The organism is Helicobacter sp. 12S02634-8 (genome assembly GCF_002272865.1).
GTDB lineage: Bacteria > Campylobacterota > Campylobacteria > Campylobacterales > Helicobacteraceae > Helicobacter_J.
Genome location: NZ_MLAP01000001.1, coordinates 117,305 through 138,174, shown reverse-complemented (window position 1 = coordinate 138,174; position 20,870 = coordinate 117,305). Strand labels below are relative to the sequence as shown.

The 20,870-nt window shown below is 41.4% G+C and carries 23 protein-coding genes; 9 read left to right on the top strand and 14 right to left on the bottom strand.

The window, feature by feature from the left end; translation table 11 throughout:
* Positions 1-12 precede the first annotated feature (12 nt).
* The 6 genes from folP to BKH46_RS00690 form a co-directional block, all read right to left on the bottom strand.
* Positions 13-1,161, bottom strand: a complete 1,149-nt coding sequence (folP, locus tag BKH46_RS00715; RefSeq protein ID WP_095224900.1) for a dihydropteroate synthase — start codon at positions 1,159-1,161, stop codon at positions 13-15.
* Between the two features lie 3 nt (positions 1,162-1,164).
* Positions 1,165-1,806 (bottom strand): DNA polymerase III subunit delta', encoded by a 642-nt coding sequence (locus tag BKH46_RS00710; protein ID WP_095224899.1) that lies wholly within the window; start codon positions 1,804-1,806, stop codon positions 1,165-1,167.
* Positions 1,803-2,360 (bottom strand): HobA family DNA replication regulator, encoded by a 558-nt coding sequence (locus BKH46_RS00705; RefSeq protein ID WP_095224898.1) that lies wholly within the window; start codon positions 2,358-2,360, stop codon positions 1,803-1,805. The genes BKH46_RS00710 and BKH46_RS00705 overlap by 4 nt, the downstream gene beginning before the upstream one ends.
* On the bottom strand, positions 2,357-3,562 hold the full coding sequence (locus BKH46_RS00700) for an aspartate kinase (protein ID WP_095224897.1): 1,206 nt from the start codon (positions 3,560-3,562) through the stop codon (positions 2,357-2,359). The genes BKH46_RS00705 and BKH46_RS00700 overlap by 4 nt, the downstream gene beginning before the upstream one ends.
* The gene (locus BKH46_RS00695) at positions 3,562-4,032 is read right to left on the bottom strand and encodes an RNA pyrophosphohydrolase (RefSeq protein WP_095224896.1); all 471 of its coding nucleotides are present in this window, start codon (positions 4,030-4,032) and stop codon (positions 3,562-3,564) included. Before BKH46_RS00695 ends, BKH46_RS00700 begins: the two co-directional genes overlap by 1 nt.
* 104 nt (positions 4,033-4,136) lie before the next feature.
* Entirely contained in the window at positions 4,137-4,448 is a 312-nt protein-coding gene (locus BKH46_RS00690; RefSeq protein ID WP_095224895.1) for a c-type cytochrome, read from the bottom strand.
* Positions 4,449-4,538: 90 nt separating this feature from the next.
* On the opposite strand from BKH46_RS00690, the gene hemW reads away from it, so the two are divergent.
* The gene (gene hemW, locus BKH46_RS00685; RefSeq protein ID WP_095224894.1) at positions 4,539-5,582 is read left to right on the top strand and encodes a radical SAM family heme chaperone HemW; all 1,044 of its coding nucleotides are present in this window, start codon (positions 4,539-4,541) and stop codon (positions 5,580-5,582) included.
* Positions 5,583-5,667: 85 nt separating this feature from the next.
* Here hemW and tsf read toward each other — a convergent pair whose 3' ends face one another.
* The 6 genes from tsf to mnmG form a co-directional block, all read right to left on the bottom strand.
* Positions 5,668-6,735, bottom strand: coding sequence for a translation elongation factor Ts (tsf, locus tag BKH46_RS00680; protein ID WP_095224893.1), 1,068 nt, complete (start codon positions 6,733-6,735; stop codon positions 5,668-5,670).
* A complete protein-coding gene (gene rpsB / locus BKH46_RS00675) occupies positions 6,736-7,536 on the bottom strand; it encodes a 30S ribosomal protein S2 (protein WP_095224892.1) in 801 nt (266 codons plus the stop codon).
* A 178-nt stretch (positions 7,537-7,714) separates the two neighbouring features.
* A complete protein-coding gene (gene selD, locus BKH46_RS00670) occupies positions 7,715-8,686 on the bottom strand; it encodes a selenide, water dikinase SelD (RefSeq protein ID WP_095224891.1) in 972 nt (323 codons plus the stop codon).
* A gap of 61 nt (positions 8,687-8,747) precedes the next feature.
* Complete coding sequence (locus BKH46_RS00665) at positions 8,748-9,101, bottom strand: DsrE family protein (protein ID WP_095224890.1); 354 nt, start codon at positions 9,099-9,101, stop codon at positions 8,748-8,750.
* Positions 9,091-10,266 (bottom strand): succinyl-diaminopimelate desuccinylase, encoded by a 1,176-nt coding sequence (gene dapE, locus BKH46_RS00660; RefSeq protein WP_095225030.1) that lies wholly within the window; start codon positions 10,264-10,266, stop codon positions 9,091-9,093. The genes BKH46_RS00665 and dapE overlap by 11 nt, the downstream gene beginning before the upstream one ends.
* A gap of 70 nt (positions 10,267-10,336) precedes the next feature.
* Positions 10,337-12,235 carry a tRNA uridine-5-carboxymethylaminomethyl(34) synthesis enzyme MnmG gene (gene mnmG, locus BKH46_RS00655; protein ID WP_095224889.1) on the bottom strand — a complete coding sequence of 633 codons (1,899 nt, stop codon included), beginning with the start codon at positions 12,233-12,235 and terminating at the stop codon, positions 10,337-10,339.
* Positions 12,236-12,329: 94 nt separating this feature from the next.
* Here mnmG and BKH46_RS00650 point away from each other — a divergent pair, with 94 nt between their 5' ends.
* Complete coding sequence (locus BKH46_RS00650; protein WP_095224888.1) at positions 12,330-13,133, top strand: phosphatidate cytidylyltransferase; 804 nt, start codon at positions 12,330-12,332, stop codon at positions 13,131-13,133.
* Positions 13,134-13,142: 9 nt separating this feature from the next.
* Positions 13,143-14,234: a 1-deoxy-D-xylulose-5-phosphate reductoisomerase gene (gene dxr, locus BKH46_RS00645; RefSeq protein WP_095224887.1), complete on the top strand. Its 1,092-nt coding sequence runs from the start codon at positions 13,143-13,145 to the stop codon at positions 14,232-14,234.
* Positions 14,235-14,390: 156 nt separating this feature from the next.
* On the opposite strand, the gene dnaJ is transcribed toward dxr, so the two are convergent.
* Positions 14,391-15,557, bottom strand: coding sequence for a molecular chaperone DnaJ (gene dnaJ / locus BKH46_RS00640; RefSeq protein ID WP_095224886.1), 1,167 nt, complete (start codon positions 15,555-15,557; stop codon positions 14,391-14,393).
* A gap of 97 nt (positions 15,558-15,654) precedes the next feature.
* On the opposite strand from dnaJ, the gene recR reads away from it, so the two are divergent.
* From recR to folE, 6 genes are all read left to right on the top strand, one after another.
* Positions 15,655-16,236: a recombination mediator RecR gene (recR, locus tag BKH46_RS00635; RefSeq protein WP_095224885.1), complete on the top strand. Its 582-nt coding sequence runs from the start codon at positions 15,655-15,657 to the stop codon at positions 16,234-16,236.
* 104 nt (positions 16,237-16,340) lie between these two features.
* Positions 16,341-16,655: a c-type cytochrome gene (locus BKH46_RS00630; protein ID WP_095224884.1), complete on the top strand. Its 315-nt coding sequence runs from the start codon at positions 16,341-16,343 to the stop codon at positions 16,653-16,655.
* Positions 16,656-16,690: 35 nt separating this feature from the next.
* Positions 16,691-17,719: an alanine racemase gene (locus BKH46_RS00625; protein WP_095224883.1), complete on the top strand. Its 1,029-nt coding sequence runs from the start codon at positions 16,691-16,693 to the stop codon at positions 17,717-17,719.
* Positions 17,719-18,825 (top strand): tRNA pseudouridine(13) synthase TruD, encoded by a 1,107-nt coding sequence (gene truD, locus BKH46_RS00620; RefSeq protein WP_095224882.1) that lies wholly within the window; start codon positions 17,719-17,721, stop codon positions 18,823-18,825. Before BKH46_RS00625 ends, truD begins: the two co-directional genes overlap by 1 nt.
* A gap of 42 nt (positions 18,826-18,867) precedes the next feature.
* Positions 18,868-19,794, top strand: a complete 927-nt coding sequence (htpX, locus tag BKH46_RS00615) for a zinc metalloprotease HtpX (RefSeq protein WP_095224881.1) — start codon at positions 18,868-18,870, stop codon at positions 19,792-19,794.
* Positions 19,795-20,343, top strand: coding sequence for a GTP cyclohydrolase I FolE (gene folE, locus BKH46_RS00610; RefSeq protein WP_095224880.1), 549 nt, complete (start codon positions 19,795-19,797; stop codon positions 20,341-20,343).
* A 1-nt stretch (position 20,344) separates the two neighbouring features.
* Here the strand turns inward: folE and ppa are convergent, their stop codons facing one another.
* Entirely contained in the window at positions 20,345-20,863 is a 519-nt protein-coding gene (ppa, locus tag BKH46_RS00605; RefSeq protein WP_095224879.1) for an inorganic diphosphatase, read from the bottom strand.
* Positions 20,864-20,870 lie beyond the last annotated feature (7 nt).

Below are 20,870 nucleotides of genomic sequence, written 5' to 3'. Positions count from 1 at the left end.
CATTGCTATCATTCAAAACACTGCCTCCAAAGCCTGATAAACTTTCAGCATATCCAAATGAGCGTCTTCATCATGGACACGCAAGATATTTGCACCATTTTGCAGTGCGATGAGATGGAGGGCGAGCGTGCCTGCAAGCCTGTCTTGCGCTTCTCTTTGGGTGATAAGCCCTATTGTGTGTTTCCTGCTTGCCCCGACTAAAAGCGGAAAGCCAAAATGCGAGAAATGCTTGAGGTGCTTGATGAGGCTTAGATTTTGTGCTTGATTTTTAGCAAAGCCAAAGCCAATGTCCAAAATGATATTTTGGATACCAAAAGACTGCAGCCACTGGATTTTATGGGTAAAAAATGTATCGATTTCAGCGAACAAATCAGTGTAATCTGTCATTTGTTGCATTGTTTGGGGCGTGCCTTTAGAGTGCATCAAAATAGCAGTTGCGCCGTATGTAGCAGTGACTTTTGCCATATCAGGGTGGTGATACCCACTGATGTCATTGATGATTTTTACCCCATGGCTCAAGGCAAAATCAGCTGTTTTGGGGTTGTATGTATCGATACTAAAAGTTACTTTTTCAAAGAGCTTTTGTGTATGGATTTCTTCCATCACGCCCTGAAGTCTAGCAATCTCCACAGATGGCTCAATGAGCTCACTGCCTGGTCTTGAGCTAGCTGCTCCGATATCGATGAGCTCAAAGCCTTTTTCTATGAGCGTATAGATTCTATCAATCCCGCTTTGAGTATCGTGTCTGCTAGGAGAGAAAAAGCTATCAGGCGTGATATTGACAATCGCCATAATCGTAGGAATATCCCAAGAGGGCTTGTGGTGCTTGAGATGTGTGGTGAGTGTTTGGGCAAGGGCTTTGAGGCCAAAAGGCTGGAGCTTGCACTTAGAGATAATCTTTTCTAGCTGGGATTGAGTGGCAATCAAAATGCCATTATAATGAGTTTCTTTAGCCAATATGCATTTTTTAGGTGTGGCAAAGTCCCCCCCTGCGCTCAAAGCCTCTTGTTTGAGGATCATCACTGCACTCATCGGGAGATTTTGTATCTCAAAAAGCAATAACTCGCCCTTTTTTTGCATGATTTTTTGCCCATGCAAGTCACTTTGAATCTGCTTGAGTGCTTGGGGCAGTGCATTGAGATGGATTTGCTTGACAAACATACCCTACCCTTTGGAATTTCTGGATATTTTGATTTTTTGGAGCAACATCAAAAGCAATGGCAAAAAAGTATAAACATCTTTTTGATAGTTGTGATTGGCATTGATTGCTGCATCAAAGCTCCTTAGCTCGGCTTCATTGAGTGAAAATCCATGCTTTTTAGCCATAAACAAAAGCGATTGTATTTTTTCTTTTGTGCTGTCTTTGGAGATATTGGCGTCTACTTCAAGAGATTTGAGAAACAGATAAATATCTTTGAGGGAGAAATTTTTAAAATCAAGATTGAGGTCTTGGAAACTGACCTTTTTGCGCTTGTCTTCTAGGGGGAGTCGCGATCGGATAGTGGGCAAAAAGGAGGTTTTGTTTTTTGCAATCAAGACAAAACGCGTCCGATTGGGCGGCTCTTCAAGCAGCTTCAGCAGGGCATTTTGAGCAAAAATATTATAAGAATTTGCTGCAATGATGATGGTTTTGAGCTCTTTTGAGGTGATATAAGCTTGTGTCAAAATCTCATGCGCATCTTCTATCTTGAGTTCATCACAAGCAAGCACATACAAAAACTCTCCTTTGATATGCATACTCTGGTATTGGAGCTCGTGGTCTAAATCATTGCTTAAAACAATGCAACTTGCGTGTTTATCTGTCATTCTAGTGTGATTTTCCCAAACAAAGCACCAAAAAGCGCTTCTTCAAAAATCCTAAATAATTGGATCAACTTATAATCAATCATCTTGTCTAAGGAATTGAGCATAATGCCATCTTGGACAGATTCATCAAAAATCCATAAAAAGCCATTTTCTTTACTCATAGCGAGATTGGCCAGTATTGTATTGACCTTGCCGATATACCAAAAAGCATAGTCTTTATAAGCGATACTTAACATATCATTGACCAAAGCTGCTTCTTTGAAGATGGATTTTTTAGGGAGGGTGTCTTTGAAATCAAAAACAGGCACGATAGGCCTTGCCTGCCCGCCTAAGCGATTGATTGAAGATGCGATATATTTACCAAACCACTCACGCTCCTCATCTGTGCATACAAGCACACTACCGCCATTGAGTAAGTGGGTGATGGTGCGTGAAACCAAAGAAGTCCATTGATAGCGATTCATCTCTAGCCACCCACTCATCAAGGCCACTTGATCGCCCTCTTCACGAATCGTCTTTAGCATCCAATCTGATATATCAATACTACTATTCATCGATCGAGCTCATACACAGAATGGAGCGTTCTCACTGCAAGTTCAGCATATTTGCTAGCAATAATCATAGAGATTTTGATTTCACTTGTGCTAATCATCATGATATTAATATTTTCTTTTGCCAAAGCCTTAAATGCCGTGCTTGCCACGCCCGAGTGGGATTTCATCCCTACGCCCACGATGGAAACTTTAGCAATATCACAATCATAATCAATCGATTCAACGCTATCTAAAAATTTTTCTAAGACTTTTTTAGTCATATCTGTTTCAGTTTGTGGGATCGTAAAATCAATATCTGTCTTGCCATCTCGCCCTAGAGTTTGGACAATCATATCAACATTGATATGCGCATCTGCTAGAGTGCCAAATATCTCTGCTGCAATACCGGGGCGATCATAGACATTGGTGATACTGACTCTGGCTTGATTTTTATCTAAGGCAATCCCACTGACAATGGGTTTTTCCATAATGTTTTCCTCCGTTGTGATTAAAGTCCCCTCATCGTGGGTAAAAGAACTGCGTGTAACCAAAGGGACATTCCATTTTTTAGCAAGCTCTACAGAGCGATTGAGCAAGACTTTTGCTCCCATAGAAGCAAGCTCGAGCATTTCATCATAGCTGATTCTATGGATTTTTTTAGCATTTTTATCGATTCGAGGATCGGTGGTATATACCCCATCAACATCAGTATAAATCTCGCACAAATCTGCCTTCAAAGCCCCTGCAATCGCAACAGCTGACAAATCGCTCCCCCCTCGCCCCAATGTAGTCACCTCGCCTTGTTGTGTGATACCTTGAAAGCCTGAGATGACAATAATATAGTCTTGTGCGAGCAATTGTTTGATTTTGCTTGTGTCAATATATTCAATCCTTGCTTTTGTATGCATATCATCTGTGAATATCCCCGCGCCTCGCCCTGATAGAGAAATAGCCTTTTGCCCTTGGGCTTGCAGAGCAATGGCTAAAAGTGCGCTTGTGACCCTCTCTCCACTGCTTAAGACCATATCCACTTCACGCTCATTGGGGAATTTTGAAAAAAATTTTGTGTAATTGATGAGTGTATCTGTCTGCCCGCTCATCGCAGAAACCACCACCACCACAGACTGCCCTGCCCTCTTGGCCTCCATCACGCGATTAGCGACATTTGCTATGCGCTCACAATCCCCCATACTTGTCCCACCATATTTTTGCACAACCAGCATTACAAATATCCTTCCCTCTTAAAATAATCGATCACTTGCCGATACACGGGTCTTTTAAAATGCGTCACTTGCTCAAAAAGCTCCTCATAAGCTACAAATTTATATTCATTGAATTCAGGGATATGCGTTTGTATGTCAATCAATGTGTCATTTTTCAGCCGCACCAAGAAATATTTTTGCTTCTGGCCATCAAAGGGATAAAATTTCTTACTCACGCCTGAGGGGAAGTCGTATTTGATCCACTCAGGGTATTCAGCGATGACTTCGATACTATCAGTGCCAATCTCTTCTTTGAGCTCTCTATAGAGCGCATAAAGTGGCGTTTCACCAGCGTCTATCCCGCCTTGTGGGAACTGCCAAGCGCCTTTGATGTCTGTGCGGTGGGCGACCAAAAATTCACATTTGTTGGGATAGCTTGATGATAAAACCACTGCGGCTACATTAGGTCTGTAGCTTTTGCTATTTTTCATAATACACTCCAATCAAAATATTTGCTTGAATTATAATGAATAAAAACTTTAAGGTTTGTTTATTGGGAAGTAAATTGTCAGAAGTTTGGGGAGAGTCCCCCAAATTATTTTTTGAGCGTAGGAATATATTTGGCTAAAGCATCAATATCAGCTTCACTCAAAGGCTTGATTTGCCCCCACATTGTAGCACCTAGCCCGTATTGATTGAGTGTGCCAGCCTTATAGCCCATCAAATCTTTTTTGATTTTTGCACTATCAAGGGTATTGACAATTTTGCTCTTACCCAAAGCTGCTTTTTCCATATTAGCACCATGGCAAGCTTGACATTTTGTCTTGATGATTGTTGCAGGATCTGCAGCGTTCAGTCCCACTACTCCCAAGGCAATCACAACGACTGCTGGTAATAACTTTTTCATCATATCTTCCTTTTATATTGAAATGAAGTTATAATAATATTGCTAATATCATTAATAAATTCTTAACAAAATCTCAAAAATTAGGAAAAAATGATTCTCTATATCCATATACCTTTTTGCACAAGCAAATGCGGATATTGTGCCTTCAACTCTTATGACAACCAAGATACCCTCAAAGAGCCATACATCAAAGCACTCAGCAAGGATCTTGAATATGCTTTGGGGCAAAATAGCGCTGTGATTGATTCGATATTTTTTGGTGGAGGGACGCCCAATAGCATTGGAGTCAAAGACTATGCAACGATTTTTCAGACAATCCATCAGAGTGCAAAAGTGCATTCTGATTGTGAGATCACAGCTGAAGCCAACCCCGATTTGATTAGCAAGCAATGGTGCGATGGACTCAAAAGTCTTGGGCTCAATCGTATCAGTATGGGCGTGCAGAGCTTTTTTGCCGACAAACTGCAATTCTTACAAAGAGAGCATAATGACAAAGAAGTTTTTAATGCCATAGACACGACCGCTCAAAGCGGGATTGAAAATATCAGTATCGATCTCATCTATGACACCCCACAAGATAATAAAGATCGCATTTTTCAAGAAATACAAAATGCCTCAAAACTGCCTATCAATCATCTCTCTGCCTATAGTCTGAGTATTGAAAAGGACACTAAATTAGCGGGGTTGTATGAACAAAATCCACAAAAATATTGCTTTTTTGAAGAAATCAGAGATGCACTCAAGCAACAAGGCTTTAGCCAATATGAAGTTTCAAACTACACAAGAGGCTATAAAGTCAAACACAACCTCGCTTATTGGGCAGCTCAAGAATATATCGGCTGTGGTGCGGGGGCAGTGGGGAGGATTGGAGATTATCGGATTTATTCACACTCTAGTATCAAGACTTATATCCAAAATCCCCTAGAAAAACGCAAGGAATTCTTGAGTGCCAAAGATTTTAGACTCGAGAGTATTTTTTTGGGATTGCGTTGTGAGATTGGGGTAGCAAAGTCACTGCTCAATGCTGGGAAAATCAATATCTTGCTCGCAGAAAACAAATGCCATCTCAAAGGCGATAGATTGGTCGCTAATGATTACTTTTTAGCCGATGAGATAGCACTATGGCTGCTATAGTGATAGCACTATCAAAGGGCTATCAAGAAAGATAAAGATATTTAAAATTAACCTTAAGATTTATCTAGGCTTTGATATAGCTAGCTCACTGCATTTGAGCAGCGACTTCTTGAGCAAAATCTTCCACCTTTTTTTCGATCCCCTCACCAAGCTCAAACCTTATATAATCCACAATACGGATATTGTCTTTGAGTTCTTTGGATTTTTGCTCCAAGACTTGAGCGATAGTTTTCTTATCATCCATCACAAAAAACTGCCCCAAAAGTGTCAGTCTCTGATCGATTAGAGTGTTATCTGCGATGAAGCGCTCCATCTGACCGGGGATAATTTTATCCCAAATAGCCTCTGGCTTGCCTTGTTTTTTTAGCTCTTCTTTGAAAATATTTTCTTGCTCTTTTAAGATCGCTTCAGTGAGTTCGACTCGACTGACATATTTGGGGATTGTTTTTTGGGGTTTGCCTAGTCTTTTGAGCTCTTCGTTTTCTTTTTGGAGTTCAGCGATGAGTGCTGTCTTTTCTTTTTGGATAAACGCAGAATCAAAAGCCTTGAAATCCAAGACTTGAGGTTTCATCGCCGCAGCGTGCATACAGATACTTCTGACAAACTCAGCACACGCAAGGGCATTTTTAGCCTCATCACAAGTAATCGCAATCAAAACCCCTACTCTACCATTAGAATGCACATAACCATTGACAATGCCATTAGCCCCAGCAGTGATGGACGCAATTCTTCTGACAACGATATTTTCACCGATTTTAGCGATTTGAGTTTTGAGGTATTCTTCATAGCCAACACCATCAATATGGCTCTCATAAAGACTTTGTGTAGTGGATATTTTCTTGTCTTGGACAAGCGAAGAAGTTTTTTCTACAAGCTCTTTGAAGCCATCATTTTTAGCAACAAAATCTGTTTCGCTATTGATTTCAAGCATAACAGCTTGTGTAAAATCAGGGGCGACCTTTAAGGAGATAACCCCCTCGCTTGCGACTCTATCAGCCTTTTTTGCTGCCTTGCTCAAGCCCTTTTCTCTAAGATATTCTACAGCTTGATTGATATCCCCATCTGTTTCTACCAATGCCTTTTTGCAGTCCATCATACCAGCATCAGTCATTTCACGGAGTTGTTTTACAAGTTGTGCACTGATTTCTGCCATTTACTCTCCTTTTGCCATTTCTTTTTCGATTTCAGCAGTCACTTCATCTAAAAGTTCTTTTTTCTCTGCATCAGAAGCGGGCTCTTGCTCTGTGCTCTCAAGAGCTAGCTCTGCATCTTTTCCGGCGATTTCTCGACCTTCAATGATTGCCTCACTGATCTCTTTGCAAAAAAGTTGGATCGATCGGATCGCATCATCATTGCCCGGAATAGGATAATCCACCACATCAGGATCGCAATTAGTATCCAAGGGCGCTACCACGGGAATCCCTAGTCTTCTAGCTTCAGCTACAGCGATTTTTTCTTTGACTACATCAATGACAAAAATCATATCGGGTGCTTTTTTCATATGGCGCACGCCACCAAGATATTTATCGAGCTTTTCTTTTTTTCTCAAAATCATCAGTTTTTCTTTTTTAGTGAGCAAGTCAATCTGCCCGCTAGCTTCCATTTCTTCGATGATTTCAAGCTTTCTGACAGATTTTTTGATTGTGCTAAAATTTGTCAGCATTCCACCAAGCCAGCGATAATTTACATAAGGCACTTGAATTTTTTGGGCATATTCTCTGAGTGTTTCATTGGCTTGTTTTTTTGTGCCTACAAACATAATAGTCTTGCCCTCTGCTGCTGCATCTCTGACGATATTATAAGTGTATCGGAAATAGCGCAGTGTTTTTTGTAAGTCAATGATATGGATATTTTTACGCACACCAAAAATAAAACGTTTCATTTTTGGGTTCCATCTTCTTGTTTGATGTCCAAAATGCACACCACATTCCAATAAATCTTTCATCGTTACCATAGTATTCTCCTTGTGTCAATCAGTTTTTGCCTCCACGCTCTTTAACAGCTATCGCTGCAACCTTTGAAGAACTAGCGTGTGTGAGCTTTTTCATTCCAATGAAATTTGAAAATGAGTCGCCATTATATCTTTAAAAACCTAATTTTTCCCTTTAATTGCCTGATTGACCCAGATAAAATCATTGCAAATAGATAGGATAAGTGCTTTTGGGGATACATTGCGCGATGATATGCCCCTCTATCCCCTCTGCTGCTAACATCTTGAGTAAATCTTGAGCATTTTCTGCCTTGATAGCTAGGAGCAATCCCCCTGAAGTCTGCGCATCATAGCAAATAATATCATTGGCAAGTATGGAGCTTTTTACCATCGGTGCGAGTGCCTTTTTGTTTTGAAGGCTGCCATTGGGAACGACCCCACGATCAGCAAGTTCTAAAGCCCCTTGAAAAAATGGTATCTCATCAAAATGCAAGCAAATCGAGATATTTTCATTAACCATCTCACTCAAATGCCCGATCAAACCATAGCCTGTAACATCAGTGCAAGCACTGATTTCAAAGTTTTTTGCGCACAATGAGGCCTTGAGATTGAGCGTGCGCATAGATACAACCACATCGAGGTCATTTTGATATGCGATCACATCGTTTTTAAATGCTGTGGATAAAATCCCGCTCCCAATGGGTTTGGTGAGAATGATGAGATCACCAGAGTTGGCTGTATTGTTTCTCCAAAATACCCCATCTTTGATAATCCCTGTCACACTCAAGCCATATTTTTGCTCTTTGTCATTGATACTATGCCCTCCCAAAAGAGCACAACCACACTCTATGAGTTTGCTCAAAGCGCCTTGAAGGATTTGATGGACTCCTGTGGTGTCAATATGCTCCTTATCCCACATCAAAACGCCCATCGCTGTATAAGCCCTCGCCCCCTTAGCAAAGACATCACTCAACGCATTAGCAGCTGCTATCTGCCCATAGATATAAGGATCATCAACAATTGGCGTGATAAAATCCACACTCTGCACCAAAAGCGTATGACTATCAAGCCTAAAAATCCCGCAATCATCGTTTTCTTTAAAGTCTAAGAGCAGTCCATCATAATGGGGCTGATTGAGATTTGCCGTGATTTGTTTGAGGTCTTCCAGACCCACTTTGGCAGCTCAACCCGCACAACTAACGAATTTGGTTAATCTTTTTTCTTGCATACATACCTCAAAATAAAATCACTCCATCATTACTCAAAAGATTTTGCATGATAGCAACAGCATTGCCGATTTTCCCCACCAAAAGCTTATCTTTAAGACCAAAATGCACCAAACAAGTTTCACAAGAAAAAATCTCCACTCCCATCTTTTCTAAAGTCTTTAAAGTTTCTACCACCCCTGTGTTGTCTATATGGGAATTTTGGGTGCTAAGAAATACCCCTGTGTTTAAAAACACGATTCTTTGGGGCAAAAGCTCTTGGGGCATTTGTAAAAGCGTGCCAATAAAGCCCGCGCTCACGATATTCCCGAGCGCACCCTCACCGATTTTATCTGATTGAAAAAGTATTGTTTTATTCTCCATCATCACTCCTTGAATTGATATCACTTTGTGTGTCTGTTTGCACATTTAAATGGCACAATAAATCTAAAAAGATTTTATACAAAAATTCCAAATCAGCCACACAAACCCGCTCATTGACTGAATGGATCCGATCATTACGCACACCAAATTCAACGACCTCAACACCAAAAGCACTCAAATGCCTCGCATCACTTGTCCCCCCTCCTGTGTCTAGCTTGGGAGTTTGCGTGCATACTTCTGTGATAATCTTTTGGAGCAAGTGTATCAGAGCCGAATTTTTCGAGGTCAAAAAGGGCAATGAACTCTGTGTCAGCTTGCACTCATATCTCAAGCCCTTTAAAACTCCATCGATATAGCTTTGCACCTTTTGTAGGTCTGTCTGCGTTGAATGGCGCACATTAAACATCAGCTTCAAGTTAGGGGGTGTGACATTGACTACTTCTAACCCACCACGCATATCAGTCACCACCAACTTGCTAGGGGCAAACACCGCATCGCCCTCATCTAAATACACACCTGCTATTTTCCCCAATCTCTCCCCGAGTAATTCGATGGGATTTTGACATTTTTCAGGATAGGCTACATGCCCTTGTATGCCCTTGATTTCAATCAGACCATTGATAGAACCGCGTCTGCCGATCTTGATTGTATCGCCCATACTTTCGCGGCAAGTCGGTTCAGCGACTATAGCCATATCAGGCAGCCAACCTTTTTGGGACAAGGCCTCTAACATCGCTTGAGTCCCGCCGATACCTGGCCCCTCTTCATCGCTAGTGAGTAAGGCAGAAAGTATCAAATGCCCTTTTTGGTCTTTTGTGGGCTTAAAATCCCTCAGAGCGCACAAAAACGCACTCACACCACTCTTCATATCTTGCGTCCCACGACCATAAAGATACCCCTCACGCAGCTCTGGAACAAATGGCGAACTCTCCCATCCCTCCCCTGGGGGGACGACATCAATATGCCCTGCAAAGCAAAAATGCAAAGGCTTTTTGGATCTGTCACCAAAATGTTTGAATAAAAAAAGATTTTTGACCCCCTCACACTCCAGCGCAAAAACTTCAAAATCAGGCAACAAAGAGCGCACAAACGCATATGCGCCACATTCTTTGGGCGTGATGGTAGGGTAGCTCACTAGCTGGCTTAAGACCTCTAGGGGGGTCAATTTTGCTTCTTGTGTTTGTGCGGGCTTGGCTTGAATATTGGTTTGGTTGTTTGTTTGGTTTTGCATTGTTTTATCTTTTATTAGCTTTTCTTAGATGGATATATAAATGCAGCACATCAAGTCCTGCAGGGGTGATTCCACTGATTTTAGAAGCGTCTAAAAGGCTTTGGGGTCTGAAAGTATTGAGCTTTTCGACCACCTCCAAACTCAAGCCAGGGATACCTTCAAACACAAAGTCTTGGGGGATTTTTACTTGGAGCATTTGATGGGATTTGGCGATATTTTCGTGTTGTTTTTGGATATAGCTTTGGTATTTGCATTGGATATGGATCTGCTCTAATGCCCGAGGGCTTAGGGCACTAAACTGCGGATACATTTTTTTGAGTTTTGTGCTATCAAAGCTATCTCTGCCGATGATGAGCTTAGGCGAGCATTTATCACTGATAGGCATTTCATCCAAGCTTGCAAGCAAGGCAAGATTTTGTTTTGATGGCGTGAGAACTTCATTTTCTAAATACTCCAAAGCCCACGCAATGTTTTTTTGGTCTATACAAAGGGCTTCATAGTCTTTTGAGTCCATCACACCAAGCTTGTGCGCATAATCTCCGAGCCTAAAAAGTGCATTGTCTTCACGGAGCAAAAGACGATATTCAGCCCGTGAGGTAAAGACCCGATAAGGCTCTTTGGTTCCTTTAGTCACCAAATCATCAATCATCACACCAATATAAGCCTCATCTCTACGCAAAACAAGCTCCTCTAAGCCCCCAAATCTCTCTTGTTTTTCATCTTTTGCAAGGCTTAAAACTGCATTGATTCCTGCCATAATCCCTTGTGCTGCAGCTTCTTCATAGCCTGTAGTGCCATTGATCTGGCCTGCGAGATAGAGATTTTTGATTTTTCGGGTTTCAAGGGTGTGTAAAAGCTCAGTAGGCTGGATATAATCATATTCAATCGCATAGCCATAACGAGTGATTCTAGCGTTTTCAAGCCCCTCGATGGAAGCAATCACTTGCTCTTGGATATCAAAGGGCAAAGAAGTGCTCAAGCCATTGACATAATATTCCACTCCCTTGGCTGTTTGGGGCTCTAAGAAAAGCTGATGGCGATCTTTAGAAGCAAAACGATTGATTTTATCCTCAATGCTAGGGCAATACCTAGGCCCTACGCCCTCTATCTGTCCGGTGAAAAGTGGGGCACGATGGAAATTATCTCTGATGAGCTTATGGGTATTAGCATTTGTATAAGTCACATAACAAGGCAACTGATTGGGATTGAAGGAAGCTCTATCGGTTTTATAGCTAAAAAAAGGTGGGGGGAAATCACCACTATGGATTTCTAGCCGAGAAAAATCTATACTCCTCCCATCAAGCCTAGGGCAAGTCCCTGTCTTGAGCCGCCCCATCTCAAATCCTAGAGATTCAAGACTCTGTGAAAGCCCAATAGATGCACTTTCTCCGAATCGGCCATTTTGACTTTGACTCTCACCTATATGCACCAATCCCCGCAAAAATGTGCCTGTAGTGATGATGATTTTTTTAGCAAAATAAGTTTTATTGATATTAGTTTTTAACCCGATCGCCCGACCATCTTGCACGATCAATCCCTCAACAACTTCTTGAGAAACGCTCAAATGGGGCGTATTCAAGATAAGATCTTTTGCAAATATGCGATACTGATCCATATCGATTTGCGCACGCGTGCCTCTGACTGCTGGGCCTTTTGAAGCATTGAGAACTCGGTATTGGATACCACAACTATCAGTGATAAGCCCCATCGCCCCACCCAGTGCATCCACCTCTTTAGTCAGATGTCCCTTGCCTAGCCCGCCTATAGCTGGATTACAACTTGCTAGACCGATATTTTCTATCAGTATCGTCAGCAGATGAGTCTTTGCACCCATTTTTGCACTGATAAGGCTTGCTTCTATGCCTGCATGCCCACCACCTACTACAATCACATCATATTCCATCGATAGCCTTGAAAACTTTTAGGGCAATTATAACCAAGCTTAATCAGTTTTGCATTATAATTGCATTGATGTATCCAAACAAAATGAGGGAAAAATGAGTTTGAAGGAAAATTTTTTGAGTAATAAATCGCGTTATATCACTGGGATCATTCTCATTGTGTGCTTGGCTTTGATTTTATACATAGACAACACGCCCTTGATTTGGGCAATCTTGGGGATTGCTTATCTGTTTGGGTTTTTTGAAGCTATCAAACTTTTTGGCTGCAAATCCCATCTGATGATGTATCTGCTTGCTGTGATTTTATGGGTATTGGCTGGGCTCAATGGCAGACCCATAGAAGCAGCAATTTTTATTGCAATGGTGATGGCGGGCTTTTTGGCTTATAAAAAATCTTTCAATCCCATACAAATCCTCCCTTTTATCTATCCTAGCATTCCCTTTTTGGCTCTATTTGCCATTTATAAAGACTTTGGCGTGTATGCGATATGGTGGCTTGTTATCGTGGTCGCACTGACTGATATCGGAGCGTATTTTGGTGGGAAAGCTTTTGGGAAAACGCCCTTTACCCCCACTTCACCAAACAAAACCCTAGAAGGTGCTATCATCGGTCTTGCCATAGCTGTAGCTATTGGGAGTTTCATCGGTATGGGGAGCTTGAGCGGGAATTTTATCATCTCTTTTTTGATCTCATTTGCTATATCTGTGAGTGCGATTTTAGGCGATCTTTATGAGAGCTACCTCAAGAGAAACGCGCAACTCAAAGATAGCGGGAATATCCTACCAGGGCATGGAGGCGTGCTAGATAGGCTTGATGCTGTGTTATTTGGTGCGATCACAATGCACTTTTTGCTGTATTTTTTGCAAACTTGGAAGGAAACTTCTCTCATCGTTTTATAAGGGGCTTTGATGATACTCTTAGGCAGCACAGGATCGATTGGGGTCAATGCCCTCTATATCGCACACAAATTCCATATCAAAGCCGAAAGCTTGAGCGCTGGGCGCAATATCGAGCTTTTCAACCAACAAATTGCCTTGCACCGACCTAAAAATGTAGCGATTCTCTCTGTCCAAGACCTCCCTGCCCTCAAGCCACAAGGCGCTAGAGTCTTTGTAGGGCAAGAGGGTATTTCTGAAATGATCGCTGCTTCAGATTCTTCTTTAGTCATCAACGCCCTAGTGGGCTTTGCTGGACTCAATCCCACATTTACGAGCCTCAAACACCGCAAAAAACTAGCCCTGGCCAACAAAGAATCCCTTGTGAGTGCTGGCTGGCTTTTAGATACAAGCGATATTATCCCCATTGACAGCGAGCATTTTGGTCTTTGGTATCTCCAAAGCAAACGCCCGTTTAAGAAGTTATTCATCACAGCAAGTGGAGGGGCATTTCGCGATACACCCCATCAAGATATTCCGCTCAAAACCCCCGCTGATGCACTCTGCCACCCTAACTGGAAAATGGGCAAAAAAATCACCATCGATTCTGCAAGTATGGTCAATAAACTTTTTGAAGTCTTAGAGGCTAAATGGCTTTTTAAGACTGAGGCAATTGAGGGCTATATCGAGAGAACTTCTAATGTGCACGCCTTGATTGAATCTATAGACGGGAGTATCACAGCACACTTTGCTTATCCAGATATGAAACTCCCTATCGCCTATGCACTCGATAGCACGCAAGCACTCAAAGAACGTGTGATTGAGGGGCTCACACTCGAGAAACTCCAAAGTATCAAGTTTGAGCCCATCAACACAGAGCAATTCCCGCTCTGGAAACTCAAAGACACACTACTGCAAAACCCGAAACTAGGTCTTATCCTCAATGCTAGCAATGAAATAGCTGTCAAAAAATTTTTAGACCATGCAATCAATTTTGGTCGTATCCGCGTGATTATCGAAAGGGCTTTAGAGAAATTTGGCTCTGCTTTGGGGCATTTAGGGACACAAGAAGATATTTTAGCGCTCGATACAGAAGTCAGACATTTTGCGACCTCTCTCTCTTAAATTTTTTATTTTCTCTCTTTGAAGCTTGAGGGGCTGTTTTAGATAAAAAGGCTATTTAGATAGCTTGAGAGGTGCTTGAAGCCCCCCCTTTTTTTTGTCAGAATAAAACTTGATGAAAATTTGCTTTAAAAAAGGGAGGGGATTTTAAAGAGAAATTTATTTTTTCCTTCTGCCCTTGGCTTTGCTCTCTGGTTTGAACCAATTTTTAAGCCTTTCAAAACACGCGTCAAACAAATTTGTATGGGGTTCGCTTTCATAGCCAAAGCTATTGTGGAGCTTCTTCAAAAGCTCTTTTTGCTCCTCATTGAGCTTGGTGGGATAAATAATTTTTATCACAGCCACAAGCTTGCCATAAGCTTTAGAACTCACATCTTTGACCCCCTCGCCATTGAATACAAATCGTGAGCCATCTTCAGAATTTGCAGGGATATGGAGATCGAGCTCTCCACGCAATGATGGGATTTTGAGCTTTGAGCCCAAGGGAATCGCTGTGAAAAATACGGGCACTTCTATATACACATCATTCCCATCACGGACAAAGTATTCATCATTTTCAACATATGTCATGATATACAAATCGCCTCGCTGACCATTTTTCTGCTGATTTCCCTTGCCAATGACGCGTATTCTGTTTTCATCATCAACCCCCTCAGGCACATTGACTTCAAAGCTTTCTTCAACAAACTTAAAGCCCTCGCCCAAGCAAGCTGAGCATTTTTCTTGGATCTTATGCCCTGAGCCTGAGCAAGCTGAGCAAGTCTGTGCAAAAGTCATAAAACCTTGTCGCATGAACACCTGCCCCCTACCCCCGCAAGTCGAGCAAACTTCTAGTTTAGCGTCCTTTGCTCCTGTGCCATCACAATCCTTGCAATAAGCTTTGTATCGGGTCTTGATTGTCTTTTTGCAACCAAACACAGCTTCTTTAAAGCTCAAATCTAGCTTATAAAGATAATCAGGGTTGAATTTTGTTCGCGATTCCTTTTGCCTTGACCCTTGCCCAAAGCCAAAGCCCCCACCAAATGCTGATTCAAAAATAGAGCCCAAATCTCCAAAAATATCGCTGAAGTCTTTCCCTCCAAATCCACTAAATCCATTGCTCTCAAGCCCCTCTTTGCCGTATCTATCATAGACTTGGCGCTTGGATTCATCGCTTAAAACCCCATAGGCTTCATTGACTTTTTTAAACATCTCCTCGGCATTTTTATCATCAGGATTTCTGTCAGGGTGGTATTTGAGCGCCATTTTTCTATAGGCTTTTTTGATTGTTTCTTTATCGCTGCTTTTGCTGATTTCTAAAATCTCATAATAATCAAATTGTTCCAAATCACCTATCTCCTACTAATAAGATTTTATAAAGGCGAAATTCTATCTTAAAAAAGTTTTATCCATTGTTAAAATTCCTTGGGTTATGATTGCGTTCATGAAAACTTATAAAACTACCCTCAATCATTTCTTTTCCCTCACAGAAGCCCTAGAGCAACTCCCGAGTATCGGCAAAAAATCTGCACAAAAAATGGCTTATAGCTTGAGTGTTGAGGACAAATACCTTGCTTTAAAAATTGCCCACGCCATAGAAAATGCGATTGATTATGTGCGAAAATGCAGCTTGTGTGGAGGCTTGAGCGAGAGCGAGGTGTGTGAAATCTGCTTAGATCCCCATCGCCAAAACGGACAGCTCTGCATAGTCTTGCACCCAAAAGATATTTTTACCATCGAAGAAATCGGTGATTTTAATGGCAAATATCAAGTGGTCGAAGAGCTCGAAGCCATAGATTTTACTGCGTTTAAAAAATATATCTGCGAAAATAAAATCCAAGAAATCATCTTTGCATTTTCTCCCACGCTTGCTAATGAGGCAATTATGCTTTTTATCGAAGACAGATTGCAAGATATGGATTTGATATTTAGCAAAATCGCGCAAGGAGTCCCCACGGGAATTGGTCTTGAAAACATTGACCAACTCTCGCTCTCAAGGGCTTTTAGTTCAAGGGTAAAATTATAAAACTTATGTTTATATAAGGTTAAAATCTGTAAAATTCCCCCGTTTTAAAGGCTTGCTTTATGTCTTCAAGCAAACTTTCAACACAAACAAAAAAGGAGATTCAGATGAAAAAACTTCTCATCGTAGCATTTTTAGGTGCTATCAGTATGGCTATGGCTGCAGAGGCTCCTGCAGCATTTAAAAAATGCGTTGCTTGCCATGGAGCCAATGGACAAAAAGTCGCCCCAGGCGCTAAAGGTGGTGTCACTATCGCAGGATTGCCTAAAGCAAAGTTGCTTGCTGACCTCAAAGGTTATAAAGCTGGCACAGCTGATAATGGCGGGGCAAAAGCGATTATGTATGCTCAGATGAAAAATGTTTCAGATACAGATATCGAAGCACTCGCTGACTATATCTCACAACTCCCTCCCAAAAAATAATCTATCGGGGATTTCCCCGATATTCCTATCTAGCTATGGCTGAAATACTCATCAACTCAAGATTTTTCAAAAACAATCTTGATACCATCACCGCACACATCAAAGACAAGAATAAACTTGCCCTAGTCCTCAAAGACAACGCCTATGGTCACGGACTCGAACAAATCGCCACATTAGCACACAACTATGGTATCAAAAATGTTTTTGTCAAAAACGAATCAGAAGCCCTCAAAATTGCCCATCTCTTTGAATATGTCACGGCACTCTATGGCTCTCTCTCTCCCCACTCTCCCCGTAATATCGCCCTTTCTATCAATGCCCCAGAAGCCCTAGAGAACATCAAAGCAGGGGCGTATGTGGAGCTTAAGGTCAATACGGGTATGAACAGAAATGGTATCCCTATTTCAGCGCTAGAATCATTTGTTAGCAATATCTTGCATAAAAAGCTCCATCTTTTGGGCGTTTTTGCCCATAATGCCTATGGAGATGAAACGGGGGGTGATTTTGAAAAAGCCCAAAAAAACTTTTTGCAAGTCAAGCAGACGATTACTTATCTCTCCAACAAACTAGGCTTTCCTTTGCCTCGTTTCCATACACTCTCTTCTTCTGGCACCCTCAGAAGTGCTGTAATCGATGATGATTTGGTGCGTATTGGGATTGGAGCGTATGGCTATTTGGGTAATACCTTTCCCTTGCCAATCGCTGATTCACTCAAGCCCATTGCTTCACTTTGGGCAGATAAAATCTGCGAACAACATCTCTTAAAAGGCTCTAAAATCGGCTATGGTGGTAAAAGTATCTTAGATCAAGACACCACAATCAGCACCTATGATGTTGGCTATGGTGATGGGCTATTCCGCCATAATGGCAACAAAGGCACACTCACCACAGCAGAAGGGTATCTTATCTTGCCTATCACTTCAATGGACTGCTTTTCTTGTATCTCTCGAGCTAAGCGCGTTTGTGTCTTTGATAATGCTCAGTTGCTAGCACAAATGCTGGATACGATTCCTTATGAAATACTCACAAACCTATCTCCATTTATCAAACGAACCATTATCTGATGGAAAAAATCTACGCTTACAACCACTCGCCCATTGATTTTTATTTCTCACAAAATTCTAGGGATTTTATGGTGCGTGAAGTCCCCTTGTATCCCTGCTCTCAGACAGGCGAGCATTGGGTGATTTGTGTCCGAAAAAAGGGCTTAAGCACTTTAGAGATGATAAAAATCATCTCTAGACTCATCGGCTGCAAGGCTAGTGAAATAGGCTATGCAGGGCTTAAAGATAAATCAGCTACAACCACCCAATACATCTCTATCCATAAAAATTTCACCAAAGCCCTAGAGGGCAAGATTGCAGCCTTAGAAGAAAAAAACATCAAAATCCTCTCTTCTTCTTATCATCACAACAAGCTAAAAATAGGACATCTCAAGGGCAATAGCTTCTTCATACGACTCAAAAAAATCTCCCCTGCAAACTTCCAAAAAATAGACTCTGTCCTCCAAATTATCGCCAAAAATGGACTGCCCAACTACTTTGGGTATCAGCGATTTGGCAAAGAAAGCACCAACCATTTAGATGGAGAAAAAATCGCCCACCAACAAATGCGACTCAAAGACAAAAAACTCAATCATTTTTTGCTCTCAAGCTATCAGAGTTTTTTATTCAATCAATGGCTGGCTTTGCGGGTTAAAATCAGCAGGATTTTTGAGGGGTTTGAGCCTGATATGATCAAACACGCACTCAAAGACCACGCCCCCAATCTCCCATTAGAAGCTATCAAGGCCATCAAAGCACAGCCCCATTTTTTCAAGCTTTTTGAGGGAGATTTGATGCACCATTATCCGCACGGAAAGCTATTTGCACTCGATATGTGCGATGATTTTGAGCGCTTTTATCAAAAGCTTATCACCCCTACAGGACTTTTATCGGGGATAAAAACACCACGAAGCACAGGGCAAAGTGGCATATTGGAGCAAAGCTTTGATGATACAAAGATCCAAGCAAATGGTGCGAGAAGATTTGCGTGGATTTGGGCAGAAGAAATCAAATACCGCTATATCGCTGAGCAAGCTTGGGTCGAGCTAGAGTTTTTCCTCCCAAAGGGCTCTTATGGGACAACGCTTATCGAAGAACTAGCCCATCGCAATATTAAAGTTGATTAAAATTTTTTTGTCATAATAGGCATCAAGCAAAAAGGAAAGACAATGGATTTTCAATCAATCATCTCTCAAAATCGCGCCAAAACAAACGCTGTCTTACTCACTTATATTGCTATTTTTATTTTGATTGGCTTGCTTGTAGATATCATCAGAATCAATGCGACTTCTTTGAGTGCTGGATTTGTATCGCTCATTACTTTTAAAGTTTTCCCAATCGTGAGTGTTTGTATGCTGCTTGTTGCGTTGGGGATTATCTATTTTTCTATCCAAAATTTCACCGGCATTATGCTCAATGGGAGCACTTATAAGCTCATCGATCCAAGCAAGGTTTTAAGCAAGACAGAGCGGTATCTCTATGAGATTTTAGAAGAGCTCATCAAAGAATCCCACAACGCCTTCACTCCCAAGCTTTATATTATGGAAGCCCCTTATATGAACGCATTTGCGAGTGGTTGGAACGCTGATAACTCTCTGATAGCACTCACAACAGCCTTGATCCATAATCTCCAAAGAGATGAACTCAAATCCGTGATGGCACACGAGCTCAGTCACATCAGGCACGGGGATATTCGTTTGACAATGTGTGTGGGGATTTTGAGTAATATCATGCTTTTAGTTGCCAACTCAGCAGTCTGGATATTTTTAGGAGGTAATCGTGAAAAAGGTGCGAATACTGCTAAAATGATTTTATTGGTCTTGCAATTTATCTTGCCAATTTTTACATTATTTTTACAAATGTATCTCAGTCGCAGTCGGGAATATATGGCCGATAGTGGAGCTGCATATATTATGGAAGATTCAAGACCCATGATACGCGCTTTACAAAAAATCAGTGGCGATTATAGCACCAATGATTACTCCCAAATCGATACCAATCCCACCAGAAGAGCTGCTTATATATTTGATAGCTCTGAAGTTTTTAGCACACACCCAAGTATCCAAAACAGAATCAAATCCCTACTAGGAAGATAAATGGAGCATCAAGATTATTGCAATTATTTTTTTAATAAAATCGGTGAAGACCCCAACAGAGAGGGGCTAAAAAACACTTCCAAGCGCGTAGAGGACTCGTGGGGATTTTTATATAGTGGCTATGGGAAAAACCCTAAAGAAGCCTTGGGGAGCATATTTGAGCAAGGGGCTTGCGATGAAATGGTGTTGATTAAAAATATTGAATTTTATTCAATGTGCGAGCACCATATACTGCCATTTTTTGGGCATATCAGTATCGGATATATCCCAGATAAAAAGGTGGTAGGTATCAGTGGGCTTGTGCATTTAGTCGAGATTTATTCCAGAAGATTGCAGATACAAGAAAGGCTCACTGCCCAAATCGCTGAAACCATTATGGAGGTCTTGAATCCAAAAGGTGCAATGGTCGTGTGTGAAGCCAAGCATTTGTGTATGAGTATGCGCGGGGTGCAAAAGCAAGATGTGAGTATCAACACCAGTGCCATCAGGGGGCTTTTCAAGTCCGACCCCAAGACACGGGCTGAATTCATGCAGCTATTGAAATCCTAATTCATTGATAAGATTCAATCGCCTTGTCTAAAATCGCTTTTGCTTCTTCTTTTCCTGCAAAACCTTTGACCTTGACCCATTTATTGGGCTCTAACATCTTATAAGTTTCAAAAAAGTTTTTGATTCTATCTAGTGTGATTTGAGGTAAATCTTCTAATGTCTTGATTTTTTCATAGCGTGGGTCAATCTTGCTAATAGGCAGGGCTAAAAGCTTTTCATCTAATCCACTTTCATCTTCCATAATCAGCACACCAATCAAGCGACACTTGATGACACTCCCTGCTTGGAGGGGATATTCATTGAGCACCAAAATATCAGCTGGATCGCCATCTTGACTCAATGTATTGGGGACAAAGCCATAATTAGCAGGATAAAACATCGCACTATACATCACTCTATCGACAACAACAGCACCACTTTCTTTATCGATTTCATACTTGATACAAGAGCCATAGGGGATTTCTATGACAGCGTTGATTTTTTCTGGATTCTCTCCTATTGGTATTTTAGCAATATTCATTTTTACT